A 14,785-nucleotide genomic window follows, 5' to 3' on the forward strand; every position below is an offset into this window, starting at 1 on the left:
ACCTATGGGCCGATAGTGATCATCTCTTCCGTACGACGACGAAGTCGGCGAGCGCAACGAGCTGCGCCCGCACCTGATCGGGCATGTCGACGGCGGCCAGCGCCTCGACGGCGATGGCGTGCTGCCGCCTGGCCTCCTCGGCGGTCCACTGGCGGCCGCCCGCCTCCTCGATGAGGCCGGCACGTGCGGCGAACTCCTCCTCGGAGAAGCTGTCGAAGTCGGTGCTCTTGGCGTCGGCGGCGAGCAGCTCGCCGAGACGCTCCGATGCCGGGCCGCCCGCCGCGAGCGCGGCCACGACCGGCAGGGACTTCTTGCGCTGGCGCAGATCGCTCCAGGTCTGCTTGCCGGTGGCCTCCGGGTCGCCCCAGATGCCCAGCAGATCGTCGACGGCCTGGAAGGCGAGGCCCAGGTGGTAGCCGTACTTCTCGAGGATGTCGGCGGTACGGTCGTCGGCGCCGCCGAGCACCGCGCCGATGGAGCAGGCGCAGGCGAGGAGGGCGCCCGTCTTGTTGCCCTCCATCTCCAGGCACTCCTCGACGGTGACGCGCTCGCGGTGCTCGTAGGCGATGTCCTGGGCCTGGCCGTCGATGAGGGCGCGGGTCGCGGCGGTGAGGCGGCGCGTGGCGCGGCCCGCCTCGACGGTGCCGATCTCGAGGAGGATCTCGTTGGCGAGGGCGAAGAGGGCGTCGCCGACGAGGATGGCCTGCGCCGGGCCGTGCACCTTCCACACCGTGTCGCGGTGGCGGCGCTGTTCGTCGCCGTCCATCAGGTCGTCGTGCAGCAGCGAGAAGTTGTGCACGAGCTCGACCGCGACCGCGCCGGGGATGCCGACCTCCGGGGCGGCACCGGCGGCCTGCGCGGACAGCAGAGCCAGCGCCGGGCGTACGGCCTTGCCGCCGTCGCCGTCGGAGGGGTTGCCCTCGGCGTCGATCCAGCCGAAGTGGTAGGCGGCGACGGTGTCCATGGGGGCTGCGAGACGCTCCACGGCGGCCCTCAGCACCGGTGTGGCCAGGGTCCGGCCGCGCTCGAGCAGCGCGGTCACGTCCACCGCGTCGGCAGCCGATTCGGCCGGGGGCACAGTGGGCACAGTCTCTCCTCTTGTTGCGGTACCGGGGGTGCGGGGACTCGCCCCGTGCAGTGCGGACTTCACCGGATGCCACCTCGCAGTGATGCGCCGGTTCCCTCGGGTGTTCGGCCGGGGGTCCGGCCCGCGGCGGAGCCGCTGCCGGTTGCCGCGTCCCCCGGGAGTACGCGGTGTTCTGCCTCCTCGACGAGGTCGAAGAGGTGGTCGCGCGGCCGGCCGAGAGCGCTCAGCGCAGAGCCCGCCGCACTGACGCCGCTACGGACCGCGCTCTCCATCGTCGCGGGCCACCCTGTGGCGGTCCACGCTCCGGCCAGATAGAGGCCGGGGGCCTTGGTACGGGCGCCGGGCCGCAGCCTGCCGACGCCGGGGGTGGGGGCGAACGTCGCGGTGCGCTCGCGGGTGACGAAGAAGTCGCGGACCTCGGCGCCGCGCGCGGCGGGCAGCAGCCGCTCGAGCTCCGGCAGATAGCGCTCGCGCAGGGTGGCGACGGGATCGTCGATCTCGTCCTGGGCGACAGACTGCGACAGCGCCAGGTACTGACCACTCGTCAGACCCGAGGCGTCGGTGCGGTCGAAGACCCACTGCACCGGGGAGCCGAGCGCCGCGAAGAACGGCCGCCTGAGGACCTTGCGGTCGTACACCACATGGATGTTGAGGATCGGCGCGGTGCCGATGGAGAGCAGCCGCTCGGGCTCGTCGAGGGCGCCGTCCGGGAGCAGGTCGTGCGCCTCGCGCTGCGGTACGGCGAGCACGACGGTGTCGGCCTCGATCCGCTCCCCGGGAACCTCCACGTGCCAACGCCCGTTTCCTGCACGGGAGATGGAGGTGACGCGTGTACGGAGTTCGGTGCGGACGCCCGCGGTGTCGAGCGCCTTGCGGGCGAGCGTGTCGTGGAGTTCACCGAGGGGCACCCGTGCCCAGCCGATGTCGGCGGCGCCCGGGTCGGACAGCAGTCCCGTCTTGAAGACCATCGCGGCCAGGCCCAGCGAGGCGTCGCCCGCGACGGCGTTCAGCGTGGCGACACCGACCAGGTCCCACAGCGCCTCGACGGCGCGCGGCGACTGGCCGTGCCGGGCCAGCCAGCTGCCGAAGTCCTGTGCGTCCAGCGCGGGATCGGCCGGGTCGAGCTTCTTCAGGGCCAGCGCGGCCCGCCCCACCTTGGCGCGTTCGGCGAGCGACAGGTGCGGATAGGTGGCGAGGCTGGACGCGAGATGCAGCGGTACGGGCAGGGCGGTGCGGCGAAGCCTGCCGAGCCGGAGGCCGTTGCCGGACCCGTTGGTGCCAGTGCTGCGGCCCGCGTCGAGTACGGGCACGTCGAGCCGTTCCTGCAGAGGCGCGAGCTGTGTGCCGTCGATGCGGTCCAGGAACCAGCGGTAGGCGGTGCAGCAGCGCAGATACACGTGCTGGCCGTTGTCGACGGTCAGGTCGCCCCGCTGGAAGGAGAAGGCGAGCCCGCCCAGGCGCGGACGCCCCTCGAGCAGGGTCACCTGCACTCCGGCGTCGGCGAGCGCCAGGGCAGCGGTGATGCCGGCGAGTCCCCCGCCGACCACCACGGCGGCGGCCGTCTCAGGGCCGCCCGCGGTGTGCGCATCCAGCTCGTCCGGCTGCATGTCGCCGCTCATCGCGTGCCCTCCCCACGGGCCCCGCCGTCGATGTCGGCGAAGTGCTCGACGATCGCACGAGGGGCCACCGCAGTGAGGGACGCCACGCCGAGGCGGAGGGTTGCGCACCGTTTGCCGCGAGTTGTCCCACGGCGGCCATGGAGGTTCACCGGGCGCGCCTCCTGACGGTCCCCCGGGAGACCTGCCGGGCGTCGAGACCTGACAGTCCGCGGACGGCGACATAGGCCTTCTCACGGCCGGGCAGGGAGACGCGCCCGCGCAGCACGGCCTCCGGGTCGCGCTCGATACGGTCGAGCAGGCGCCGGTAGATGCCGGCCATCGCGGCGACGCAGGCGCCGCTGCGCCGGTCCAGCATGGGCAGCAGCCGGTAGCCCTCGGCGAACAGTGCGCGGGCCCGGCGCACCTCGAAGTGCACCAGGCCGGGGAAGTCGGATCCGGCGGGCGGTCTGGGACCGCTGAACCCGGCCGAACAGCCGAACTTGGCGAGGTCGTCGGCGGGCAGATAGGTGCGGCCGCCCTCCGCGTCCTCGCGGATGTCCCGGAGGATGTTGGTGAGTTGCAGCGCGAGCCCCAGCGTGTCCGCGTACTCGGGGGCGCGGTCGGCGTTGCGCGCACCCGGCTCGGTGCCGAACACGCCGAGGGAGAGCCGCCCGATGGCGCCGGCAACGCAACGGCAATAGACCTTCAGGTCCTCCCAGGTCTCATAGGTCTCGCCGCGTACGTCCATGACGACGCCGTCGATCAGTTCGTCGAGCCCGCCGAGCGGGATCGGGAACTGCTGCGCGGCATGCCCGAGGGCCACGGCCACCGGGTCGGTGTCGTCCTCGGCGACCTTGCCTTCGCGGATCCTGTCCAGCACGGCGCGCGTCTCGTCCAGCCGGGCCGTCTTGACGTCCGGCGCGAGGTCGCCGTCGCCGATGTCGTCGACGCGCCGCGAAAACGCGTACAGCGCCGACATCGCACGCCGCTTGGGCACTGGCAGCAGTCTGATGCCGTAGGCGAAGTTACGGGCCTGCTGACCGGTGACGGCCTCGCAGTAGCTGTAGGCGGCGAGCACCGGTGCGGACACGTGCTGATCTTCCTCCACGGTCCGGATCACCCCTCTCCTCGCAGAGTCGCTCCCACCTCGCGCAGCAGCCGGAGCTTGGCGGGTCTCGGCGGTCCGGGAAGTACGTCGTATTCGGCGGCGGCAATCGCGTGGATCGCCGCCCTCCCCCCGGCCACGAACCCGGCGAGCAGCAGCTTCAGCCTGCCGTGGACGCTACCCACCAGGGGGGTGCCTTCATTCAGCAGGCTACGGGCGCGTTCTGCTTCGTATGCAACCAGAGCGCGCACCGATGCGCCTGCGGTCGGTGCGCGTAGGTCCTGCTCCTGGACATGGAATCTCTTCATGTCCTCGGCGGGCAGGTAGATGCGGTCCCGGCCGAGGTCCTCGGTGACGTCCTGGAGGTGTTCGACGATCTGCAGGGCCGTGCACACCGCGTCGGAGCGGCGGATCCGCTCCGGTGTCGCGGTGCCGGTGATGGCGAGGACGAGGCGTCCGACGGGGTTGGCCGACAGCTCGCAGTACGCGAGGAGGTCGTCGTAGGTCTCGTAGCGCGTGACGAGCTGGTCCTGGCGGTTGGCGGCGATCAGGCCGAGGAAGGGCTCGGGGGTGAGGCCGTGCCGGCGGACGGTGGGCTGGAGCCGCCGCAGCAGGGGGTGGCGAGGGGTCGAATCGAACACCTTGCGGAGGTCGGCCTCGAAGGCGTCGAGTACGGCGAGCCTGTCTCCCCCACTCTCGGCTGCGCTCGAGCGGGAGGTACCCCCATCCGCGTCCGGTGCGACACCCAGCAGGCGGGCGTCGGCGCCGCCGGGTGCGAGGTCTCCGTCGCCGATGTCGTCCACGAGGCGCGCGAAGCCGTACACGGCCATCAGGTCGTCACGCCACGCGCGCGGCAGGAAGAACGGCGCCACGGGAAAGTTCTCGTCCGCGGCCTTGTCGAGCGTGGCGCGGGCCGGGGATGCCTCGGACTTCGCCCGGGAGACGGCCTCCATACGCGCCCCTTCGGTTCCCGTCACCGCCGGCTGCCCGGCGCGTGGACGGCGGAAGCATCGCGGAGCCGGAGACCTTCCGTAGACATTGCCGTCACATCTCCCGTTCTACACTGCCGACCCAATACATCCTATTTCGGACACGCCGCCCAGCAGCCCACCGAGGAGTCCCCCCGGACCGGCCCGGGAGACACCCCGTCGGAGCCGGACGCTGCGCGTATCGCCCTACTTGCGGCGAATCAGCAACCGGTACAGCTTACGTTGTACAACGCGCCACGCTTCGGCGGGGTGTCCTGCGCATCACAACAACACACCGATTGCCGTCAAGATTCCCTGGCAGCAAGGGAATTGAGATCCAGAAGCGCGTCAGGGCCCCTCCGGCATCTGTGGCGGGGGCCCTGGCGGCTGGTCATGACAGCTGGTCACGGCGTTGGTCAGGGCCGAAGGTCCTCACTGACCGACGGTCCCGAGACGGCGATCCGGATACGGCGGCCGCGCTATTTGCCCGTGAACTTCTCGTACTCCTTGAGTACCTCTTCTGTCGGTCCATCCATGCGCAGCTCGCCGCGCTCCAGCCACAGCACGCGGTCGCAGGTGTCGCGGATGGACTTGTTGTTGTGGCTGACGAGGAAGACCGTGCCGGCGTGCTTGCGCAGCTCGCGGATGCGGGCCTCGGAGCGCTTCTGGAACTTGCGGTCGCCGGTGGCCAGCGCCTCGTCGATCATGAGTACGTCATGGTCCTTGGCGGCCGCGATGGAGAACCGGAGGCGGGCAGCCATACCCGAGGAGTACGTGCGCATGGGCAGCGTGATGAAGTCGCCCTTCTCGTTGATGCCCGAGAAGTCGACGATCTCCTGGTAGCGGTCCTTGATCTGCTCGCGGGACATGCCCATCGCGAGGCCGCCGAGGATGACGTTGCGCTCGCCGGTCAGGTCGTTCATCAGGGCCGCGTTCACGCCGAGCAGCGAGGGCTGGCCGTCCGTGTAGACCTTGCCCTTCTCGGCGGGCAGCAGGCCGGCGATGGCACGCAGCAGGGTGGACTTGCCGGAGCCGTTGGAGCCGATGAGGCCGATGGCCTCGCCGCGGTAGGCGGTGAAGCTGACGCCGCGCACCGCGTGCACCTTGCGCACGCCGCGCTCCTCGCCGCGCTTGACGATGCGGCTGAGGGCGGCGGTGGCGCTGCCCTTGCCGGTCTTGGCGCCGTTGACGCGGTAGACGATGTGCAGCTCGTCCGCGATGACGGTGGGGATGTGCGCCCCGGTGTTCTGCTCAGCCACGGCCGTACCGCTCCTCCGACTTCCAGAAGTACACGAAGCCACCGAGCGCGACGAGCACCGCCCAGCCCGCGGCGACGGCCCAGACGTGCGGCGGCAGGTTCTCGGACCCGTAGCCGTCGATGAGCGCGAAGCGCATCAGGTCCATGTAGACGGCCGCCGGGTTCCACTGCAGCACGTCCGCGATCCACGACGGCTTGCCCTCGAGCATGATCGGGATGGAGAACATGACACCCGACGCGTACATCCAGGTACGCATGATGAAGGGCATCAGCTGCGCGAGGTCGGGGATCTTGCTGCCCAGGCGCGCCATGATCAGCGCGAGACCGGCGTTGAACAGGTACTGCAGCGCGAGGACCGGGATGATCAGAACCCAGGACAGGCCCGGATAGCTGCCGAAGGCGACTGCCACGATGAACAGCACGACCATCGAGAACAGCAGCTGCTGGAACTGCTGCAGCGCGAAGGAGATGGGCAGCGAGGCGCGCGGGAAGTGCAGCGCGCGGACCAGTCCGAGGTTGCCGGAGATCGCGCGTACGCCCGCCATGACCGAGTTCTGCGTGAAGGTGAAGACGAACACGCCCGTGACCAGGAACGGGATGTACACGTCGTGTGACATGCCCCGGCTGGCGTTCAGGATCAGCCCGAAGATCAGGTAGTAGACGAGCGCGTTCAGCAGGGGGGTCACCACCTGCCACAGCTGGCCGAGCTTGGCCTGGCTGTACTGGGCGGTCAGCTTCGCCTGCGAGAAGGCAAGGATGAAGTGGCGCCGTCCCCAGAGCTGACGGACGTACTCGAAGAGGCCGGGCCTGGCGCCGCTGACGGCGAGGCCGTACTTGGCGGCCAGCTCGGCCGGAGAGAGCCCGTCGTCGGGGGACGGAGGGGCGCTCACCGCGACTCCGCCGTCATGCGTTGTCTCACTCACAAATGGAAACTTTCGTCCTCAAGATGCGCAGCCTGGTCGGGCATAGGCAGGAGCCAGGGACCGGGGTACGGCCCGAATGCTCTCAGACCGAGCTTGTCAGATGACAGGAGGGCGGCCCAGTCGGGTCAGCCGCCACACGGTACGCCACTTCATGGGCCGCCGGGGGCCGCACGCGGTGGTCCAGCCCTCTCTGAAGCCGCCGAACCACGCCTTCAGGGCGGGGCTCGAAGGGCGGCGCGCCAGGGTCAGCAGCAGCCAGACACCCAGGTAGACCGGGACCAGCAGGGCGGGCAGATTGCGGCGGGCGAGCCAGACGCGGTTGCGGGCCACCATCCGGTGGTAGACCGCGTGCCGGGACGGGGCGGTCGTCGGGTGGTACAGCACCATGTCGGAGCGGTAGTCGATCATCCAGCCCGCGTTCAGGGCCCGCCAGGCGAGATCCGTCTCCTCGTGCGCGTAGAAGAACTCGTCGGGCAGGCCGCCGACCTCGGCGAACACGCGCGTACGGACCGCGTTGGCACCGCCGAGGAAGGTGGTGACGCGCGAGGAGCGCATCGGGTCGGAGGCGCGCAGACGCGGCACGTGGCGGCGCTGGGTCTCGCCGGTGTCGGGGTCGGCGATACGGAAGCTGACGATGCCGAGCTTCGGGTCGGCCGCGAAGGCCTCGCGGCACAGCTCCGCCGTGTCGTGGTGGGCGAGCAGTCCGTCGTCGTCGAGGAACAGCAGGACGTCTACCTCGGAGCCGGACGGGCCGAACGCCTCGATGCCGACGTTGCGGCCGCCCGGGATGCCGAGGTTCTCCGGCAGTTCGACGGTGCGTACGCCCTCGGGGACGTCCGGCACCGGCGAGCCGTTGCCGACCACGACCACCTCGACCGGGTCGCCGTCCTGCTTGGCGACCGAGTCGAGGAGGGCACGGAGCTCGTCGGGGCGGTTGCCCATGGTGATGATGACCGCGCCGACCTTCATGCCGGTACTCACTTCAGCCTGCTCGAGGCGAGGATGGACACGAGGTGCAGCAGGGTCTGCAGGATCGCGATGCCGGCCAGCACGGCGACACCGAGCCGCGAGAAGAACAGGTCACCCCTGATCGTGTCCGCGATCGCGAGGACCAGGATCAGCAGGGACGCCTCGACGCCGAGCACGAGCCGGTGGAACTTCAGCGCAGCGGCGGCCCTGCGGGCCAGCGCCATACCGGATGACCGCGGCTCGGACGCCGCCTCCTTGACCGGCGGCAGCCCGCCCTGGTGACGGGCGACGCCGACGAGGTCGGTCTCGGCCTTGATCAGGATGGCGCCGAGGGCGGCGAGGGTGCCGAGGAACGCCCACAGCCAGTCGATCCGCCCGGAGCCCCACAGGTCGGCGGCGCGCAGGCCGAAGCCGACCAGCACCGCGGCGTCGCACAGGTAGGCGCCGACCCGGTCCAGGTACACCCCGCCGAGCGAGAACTGCTTCTTCCAGCGAGCGATCTCGCCGTCCACGCAGTCCAGGAGCAGGTAGAGCTGGACCATCAGCACGCCGAGCACGGCGCCCGGGATCCCCGGCACCAGCAGGGCCGGGGCGGCGAGGACGCCGAACACGGTCATCAGGTAGGTCAGCTGGTTGGGCGTGACCCGCGTGTTCACCAGGTGCCGGTCGATGCGCAGCGAGATCTCGCGCATGTAGAGCCGGCCGGCCCAGTGCTCACCGCTCCGCCGGTCCTTCACACCCGGGGGATGAACGACGGGGCGGAGTTCAGCTACCGATGGCCTTGGCATAGTCGGCGTATGCGTCCTTGATCTGGTCGGTGGTCAGGTCGAGGTGTTCCAGAATCGTGTAACGACCGGGGCGGGTTTTCGGAGCGAACTCCACGACCTGGACGAACTCGTCCACCGTGAAGCCGATCTCCTCCGGGAGGACGGGGAGTCCGTGCCGGTACAGGACGTCGGCCATCTGTCCGGCCATGTCCCGGTCACCACGCAGGTACGTGGCGAACGCACCGCCCAGGCCGCACTGCTCTCCGTGGAGGGCGTTGCGCTTGGGGAACTGCAGGTCGAACGCGTGGCTGATCTCGTGGCAGGCACCGGACGCGGGGCGGCTGTCACCGGCCACGGACATCGAGATGCCGCACAGGACCAAGGACTCCGACAGCGTCGTCAGGAAGTCGTCGGCGCCGATGCCGCTCGGATGACGCAGCACGGCCTCGGCAGCCTGGCGGGCCATTGCGGCGGCAAGGCCGTCGACCTGCTCGCCGGTCTCCCGGTGCGACAGCTCCCAGTCGGCCACGGCAGAGATCTTGCAGATCACGTCGCCGATGCCGGCCCGCACGAAACGCACCGGCGCCTCACGGATGACATCCAGGTCGATGACGATCGCGATCGGGTTGGGCACACCGTACGAGCCGCGGCCCGCGTCGTTGTCAAGCGTGGCCACCGGGGAGCACAGACCGTCGTTGGCGAGGTTCGTGGCCACCGCGACCAGAGGCAGGCCCACACGCGCGGCGGCGTACTTCGCGCAGTCGATGACCTTGCCGCCGCCGAGGCCGATCACCGCGTCGTAGTGGCCGCCCTTCTTGATCGAGTCGGCAAGGCGGACCGCGCCGTCGATGGTGCCGTCGGCGTCGTCGAACCAGTCCGCCTGGGGCAGCGTCGGCGCGAAGCGCTCGCGCAGCGCCTGGCCGGAGCCCCCGCTGATGGCGAAGGCCATCCGGCCGGACGGAGCGATGCGCTGGTCGGACAGAATCGTCGCCAGATCATCGAGCGCACCCGGCCGGATGTCGACGACGACCGGCGACGGAATGAGCCGCGTCAGTACTGGCACGCGATTTCACGTCCCTTGGCGAGGTCGTCGTGGTTGTCGATCTCGACCCACTTGACGTCGCCGATGGGCGCGACGTCGATCCGGAAGCCGCGGTTGACGAGCTCCTGGTAGCCGTGCTCGTAGAACTGCTGCGGGTCCGTCTCGAAAACAGTCTTCAGCGCGTCGGCGAGCTCGTCGGCCGCCTCGCCCTCGATGAGGGTGACGCCGATGTACTCACCGGTGGCCTCGGCCGGGTCCATCAGCTTGGTGATCTTCGTCATGCCCTTCTCGGGGTCGACGACGACCTTCATCTCCTCGTCGGCGAGGGACTTCACCGTGTCGAGGGCAAGGATGATCTTCTTGTCGCCACCGCGGGCGGCGAGCAGGGTCTTCTCGACGGAGACCGGGTGCACGGTGTCGCCGTTGGCGAGGATCACGCTGTGCTTGATCGCGTCACGGCCGCACCACAGGGAGTAGGCGTTGTTCCACTCCTCGGCCTTGTCGTTGTCGATCAGGGTGATCTTGAGGCCGTACTTGGCCTCCAGCGCCTCGCGGCGCTCGTACACGGCCTCCTTGCGGTACCCGACGATGATCGCGACCTCCGTCAGACCGATCTCGGCGAAGTTGCCGAGGGTCAGGTCCAGGACGGTGAGGCTGTCCTCGTTGCCTTCGGGGCCCACCGGCACCAGAGCCTTGGGCAGGGTGTCGGTGTAGGGGCGCAGACGCCGTCCGGCGCCGGCCGCCAGCACGAGGCCGATCATGCGGGTTCTCCTTCATCGTGTACGGCGGGTGCTCCGGAGGACACCCAGAAGCGGATGCTCTCGACGAGCACCACGAGTGCCACGGCCACGGCGAGGGCCGTGAGCGCGACGGTGAAATCTGTGTTGTTGAGCAGAGCCGCGACCACGGTGACCACCAGGACTCTGCCTTCGTGTCCGCCGATCGCCCGCACAAGCCAGTGCGGGGGCGCGCCGGTGTTGCCGCGGATGCGGTACACCGTGTCGTAGTGATGGTAGGCGACTGCGGCCACCAGTCCGAAAGCTGCGGGCAAGGCCCCGTTCACACCGGAGTTGGCCGCAAGGACCAGGAACGTGCCGTACTCGGCGGCCCGGAAGAACGGCGGAACAAGCCAGTCCAGGGCGCCTTTCAGGGGTCGGGAGACCGCGATCCCGGATGTGACGCAGTACACGAGCGCGGCGACGACGGGCCACGGTCCGCCGAAGTCCGTGAGAGCGCTCACAGTGACGACGACCACGCCGCCGACGAACGCGTAGACGGGCGGCGGCAGAAGCCGCGCGGCGCTCTTCAGCGCCCGGGCGAACACCTGCGCGAGCGGGCCGGAGTCGGTGAGATCGGCCAGCGCCTGAGCGGCCCGGTCGGTCCTGTGCGCCTTGCGGGTAAGGGACCTCAGTACGCGGCCTGCTGTGGTGTACGTCGCAGCTATCGCGCACCCGATGAGCAGCACGTAGAAGGTGATACGAGGGGTGGTCACCGCCGTGAGCACGGCGATCATCGCCCAGCGTTCGCCGATCGGCAGGACGATCATCCGGCGTACCCAGACCGTCCAGCCGACGCTGTCGAGCTTGTCGGAAAGGGCCGCAGTGGGGCTGGTGTTGGCGGTCGCGTCGTGGTTCGCCTCGTTGAAGGAGAAGTCCACGACGTGGCGGCAGGTCTGCAGCACCATCGCGCCGAGGGCCAGCGCCCAGACGTCGTCGCCGCCGCGGGCCGCACCGAGCGCGAGGCCCGCGTAGTAGGCGTACTCCTTGGCCCGGTCGAAGGTGGCATCCAGCCAGGCCCCGAGCGTCGAGTACTGCAGCGAGTACCGGGCGAGCTGCCCGTCGGTGCAGTCCAGGACGAAGGAGAAGAGGAGCAGCGCACCGGCTGCGACGAAGCCGCCGCGCGTGCCGGTGGCGGCGCAGCCGGCCGCGATCAGCGCGGTGAACAGCGAGGCAGTGGTGACCTGATTGGGCGTCAGGCCGCGACGGGCACACCAGCGGGCGATGTAGCGCGAGTACGGGCTGATGCAGAACGTCGTGAAGAAGCCGTCCCGGGACTTCACGGCGCTCCGCAGGCGTATGGCCTCTTCGTCGACGGCCGCGACGGCCTGCCGGGCTTCGTTGCCCGCCTGGGGATCGGCGGGGACGGCGGCGACGAGGGAGCCGAGCTCGGGCCGGTGCACCGCGACGTCGGTGTCCTCGAGGACCGCGGCCACGGTGTCGGCGACGCTGCCGACGGCGACGGCGCCGCGTGCGGTGCTCTCGGCGGCTCTGCGTACGGCGAGCGCCAGTGCCGGGCGGGCCGGCGGGCGGGCCGATACGGCGCCGGAAACGGCGGAGGCGTCGAAGCGGGGGTCGGTGAGGCCGAGGCGGAGGGCGTGGACGTGGCCCACGAACCGGGCGTCGACGATCGCGACCCGGTCATCGCCCGGGATCACAGCGAGCAGCGACCCGGCGTCGGCGGCGTCGGTAGCGATCCGCACGTCGAAGCCCAGCGACCGCAGATCGCCCTCGAGGGTCGATCCGGGGGCCGGCTGGCCGATGAGGATTGCGGTCGACAGACGAACTCACTCCTTGGTTGCCGGTGCGTCGCGGCGCCGGGCATGCGCATGGTGGGACGCCCCTGGCCCAGGCGGCCGGGCGGCGCATCGGCTGAGGTTATCGGATGAACGGAAGCAGGTGTTCATCACCCGTTTACGGCCCGATAAGCGCGGTCTGCGCGACCGCAGCCGTGACGATCATCATCGGGGATCGGCACCCCGGCCCACAAACCGTGGCCCCAGATGCCCACAAACCGTGGTCCCGGATGCCCGCATACATGGCCTCAGATCCCCGTATGAGCGGCATCGGGTCCGGCGCAGGGCATGCCCGTGCCGCCGGTCCAGCTTAGGGTTGGCCTTCATGACATGGCTGATCACAGGTGGAGCTGGATATATAGGGGCACACGTGGCGCGGGCCATGGCGGATGCCGGGGAGCGCCTGGTCGTGCTGGACGACATCTCGGCCGGTGTCCCCGACCGGCTGCCGCCTCAGATCCCGCTCGTCGAAGGCTCGGCGCACGATGCCGCGCTGCTGAAGCGGGTGCTCACCGAGCATGCGGTGACGGGTGTGGTGCATCTCGCAGCCCTCAAGCAGGTGGGCGAGTCCGTCGACCAGCCGACGCGCTACTACCGCGAAAACGTGGGCGGCCTGGCGGTGCTCCTCGAGGCGGTCGCCGAGGCCGGGATCAAACGGTTCCTCTTCTCCTCGTCCGCGGCCGTGTACGGCAACCCGGATGTGACCCTGATCACCGAGGACACGCCCTGCGTACCGCTCAGTCCGTACGGCGAGACGAAGCTCACCGGGGAGTGGCTGGTCCGGGCGGCGGGCCGGGCGCACGGCATCGCGACGGTGTGCCTGCGCTACTTCAACGTGGCGGGCGCCGCGGCGCCGGAGCTCGCGGACACGGGCGTGTTCAACGTCATCCCCATGGTCTTCGACCGGCTCACCCGTGACGAGGCCCCGCGGATCTTCGGCGACGACTATCCGACGCCGGACGGCACCTGCATCCGCGACTACATCCACGTCGCCGACCTGGCCGAGGCCCATCTCGCGGCCGCACGCCGGCTCTCGGCCGCCGACGTATCGGGCGATCTGACGGTGAACATCGGCCGCGGCGAGGGCGTCTCCGTACGGGAACTCATCACGACGATCGCCGAGGTGACCGGCGACCACCGGCCGCCCCTCATGGAGGCGCGCCGCCCCGGCGACGCTCCGCGCGCGGTCGCATCCGCCGGGCGGGCGGCCGAGGAACTGGGCTGGACGGCCCGGTACGGGGTCCGCGAGATGGTCGAGTCGGCGTGGCAGGGCTGGTGTCTGCGACACCCCGAGGCAGCCCGGTAAGCGATCTTGTCACCGCTCTGACCTGCACATCGTTTCCGCAGGTCAGAGCATATGACAACGGTGTTCAGTGCCGTGTTGCCCGATACCCCCCACCCGTAGTTCACTGGGCCGCGAGACGGTCGGCACGGCGGATACGCCGGACGGGGGCACGGCGATACGGAAGGCGGCTTCCATGGGAGCTGGGCACCACCACGGGCATACGCACGGCGCACCCGCGACGGGCACCGCGTCGGGCGCGTACCGCGGGCGGCTGCGCATCGCACTGATGATCACGCTCACGGTCATGGCGGTCGAGATCGTGGGAGGCATCGCCGCGGACTCGCTGGCCCTGATCGCGGACGCGACGCACATGGCCACGGACGCCCTCGGGCTCGGCATGGCGCTGCTGGCGATCCACTTCGCGAACCGTCCCGCGACCGCCAACCGCACCTTCGGGTTCGCACGCGCCGAGATCCTCGCCGCGCTCGCCAACTGTCTGCTGCTGCTGGGGGTGGGCGGCTATGTGCTGTTCGAGGCGATCGACCGGTTCATCACTCCGGCCGACACCCGGGGCGGGCTGACCATCGTCTTCGGCCTCGTCGGCCTGGTGGCCAACACGGTCTCGCTGGTCCTGCTGATGCGCGGCCAGAAAGAGAGCCTCAATGTGCGCGGCGCCTTCCTCGAGGTGATGGCGGACGCGCTGGGCTCGCTGGCCGTGCTGGTGTCGGCGGTCGTCGTCCTGACCACGGGCTGGCAGGCGGCCGACCCGATCGCCTCGCTCGTCATCGCTCTCATGATCGTGCCGCGGACGGTGAAGCTGCTGCGCGAGACGCTGAACGTCCTGCTGGAGGCGGCCCCGAAGAACGTCGACATGGCCGAGGTGCGGGCGCACATGCTGGCTCTGCCGAGCGTCGAGGACGTGCACGACCTGCACGCCTGGACGATCACGTCGGGCCTGCCGGTGCTCTCCGCGCACGTGGTCGTGAGCTCCGACGTCCTCAACACGATCGGGAACGAGAAGGTGCTGCACGAGTTGCAGGCGTGCCTGGGCGATCACTTCGACGTCGAGCACTGCACGTTCCAGCTGGAGCCGGGAGGCCACGCGGAGCACGAGGCGAGGCTCTGCCACTGAGACCGACGGCACCGGCAGGGGCGGCGCGGACCGGGGCGGCCGAAAAACCGCCCGCGCCATCACCGCCCGCTGCTAGCCT

The 14,785-nt window shown here is 70.2% G+C and carries 14 protein-coding genes; 2 read left to right on the top strand and 12 right to left on the bottom strand.

The features are described from left to right. Positions 1-19 precede the first annotated feature (19 nt). The 12 genes from ABT009_RS22610 to ABT009_RS22665 all read right to left on the bottom strand — a co-directional run bounded on the left by ABT009_RS22610 (position 20) and on the right by ABT009_RS22665 (position 12,274). Entirely contained in the window at positions 20-1,150 is a 1,131-nt protein-coding gene (locus ABT009_RS22610) for a polyprenyl synthetase family protein (protein WP_351297652.1), read from the bottom strand. Continuing rightward, entirely contained in the window at positions 1,147-2,694 is a 1,548-nt protein-coding gene (gene hpnE / locus ABT009_RS22615; RefSeq protein ID WP_351298035.1) for a hydroxysqualene dehydroxylase HpnE, read from the bottom strand. The genes ABT009_RS22610 and hpnE overlap by 4 nt, the downstream gene beginning before the upstream one ends. Before the next feature lie 8 nt (positions 2,695-2,702). After that, positions 2,703-2,855, bottom strand: coding sequence for a DUF6380 family protein (locus ABT009_RS22620; protein WP_351297654.1), 153 nt, complete (start codon positions 2,853-2,855; stop codon positions 2,703-2,705). After that, positions 2,852-3,805 carry a presqualene diphosphate synthase HpnD gene (hpnD, locus tag ABT009_RS22625; RefSeq protein ID WP_351297657.1) on the bottom strand — a complete coding sequence of 318 codons (954 nt, stop codon included), beginning with the start codon at positions 3,803-3,805 and terminating at the stop codon, positions 2,852-2,854. The genes ABT009_RS22620 and hpnD overlap by 4 nt, the downstream gene beginning before the upstream one ends. Continuing rightward, complete coding sequence (gene hpnC, locus ABT009_RS22630; protein WP_351297660.1) at positions 3,802-4,743, bottom strand: squalene synthase HpnC; 942 nt, start codon at positions 4,741-4,743, stop codon at positions 3,802-3,804. The genes hpnD and hpnC overlap by 4 nt, the downstream gene beginning before the upstream one ends. 494 nt (positions 4,744-5,237) lie before the next feature. After that, a complete protein-coding gene (locus ABT009_RS22635; protein WP_351297663.1) occupies positions 5,238-6,017 on the bottom strand; it encodes an ABC transporter ATP-binding protein in 780 nt (259 codons plus the stop codon). Next, on the bottom strand, positions 6,010-6,939 hold the full coding sequence (locus ABT009_RS22640; protein WP_351297666.1) for an ABC transporter permease: 930 nt from the start codon (positions 6,937-6,939) through the stop codon (positions 6,010-6,012). Before ABT009_RS22640 ends, ABT009_RS22635 begins: the two co-directional genes overlap by 8 nt. Positions 6,940-7,035: 96 nt before the next feature. After that, positions 7,036-7,920 (bottom strand): glycosyltransferase family 2 protein, encoded by an 885-nt coding sequence (locus ABT009_RS22645; RefSeq protein WP_351297669.1) that lies wholly within the window; start codon positions 7,918-7,920, stop codon positions 7,036-7,038. After that, positions 7,917-8,696 (bottom strand): CDP-alcohol phosphatidyltransferase family protein, encoded by a 780-nt coding sequence (locus ABT009_RS22650; RefSeq protein WP_351297672.1) that lies wholly within the window; start codon positions 8,694-8,696, stop codon positions 7,917-7,919. The genes ABT009_RS22645 and ABT009_RS22650 overlap by 4 nt, the downstream gene beginning before the upstream one ends. Continuing rightward, positions 8,674-9,738, bottom strand: a complete 1,065-nt coding sequence (locus tag ABT009_RS22655) for an iron-containing alcohol dehydrogenase family protein (protein WP_351297675.1) — start codon at positions 9,736-9,738, stop codon at positions 8,674-8,676. Before ABT009_RS22655 ends, ABT009_RS22650 begins: the two co-directional genes overlap by 23 nt. After that, positions 9,726-10,478 (bottom strand): phosphocholine cytidylyltransferase family protein, encoded by a 753-nt coding sequence (locus ABT009_RS22660; protein WP_181660246.1) that lies wholly within the window; start codon positions 10,476-10,478, stop codon positions 9,726-9,728. Before ABT009_RS22660 ends, ABT009_RS22655 begins: the two co-directional genes overlap by 13 nt. Continuing rightward, positions 10,475-12,274 (bottom strand): DUF5941 domain-containing protein, encoded by a 1,800-nt coding sequence (locus ABT009_RS22665; RefSeq protein ID WP_351298038.1) that lies wholly within the window; start codon positions 12,272-12,274, stop codon positions 10,475-10,477. Before ABT009_RS22665 ends, ABT009_RS22660 begins: the two co-directional genes overlap by 4 nt. 340 nt (positions 12,275-12,614) lie before the next feature. Here ABT009_RS22665 and galE point away from each other — a divergent pair, with 340 nt between their 5' ends. Further along, positions 12,615-13,595, top strand: a complete 981-nt coding sequence (gene galE / locus ABT009_RS22670) for a UDP-glucose 4-epimerase GalE (protein ID WP_351297678.1) — start codon at positions 12,615-12,617, stop codon at positions 13,593-13,595. Positions 13,596-13,767: 172 nt separating this feature from the next. Next, positions 13,768-14,706: a cation diffusion facilitator family transporter gene (locus tag ABT009_RS22675; protein ID WP_351297681.1), complete on the top strand. Its 939-nt coding sequence runs from the start codon at positions 13,768-13,770 to the stop codon at positions 14,704-14,706. The last annotated feature ends 79 nt before the right edge of the window (positions 14,707-14,785 follow it).

The organism is Streptomyces sp. NPDC002896 (assembly GCF_040295225.1).
Classification (GTDB): Bacteria; Actinomycetota; Actinomycetes; order Streptomycetales; family Streptomycetaceae; genus Streptomyces.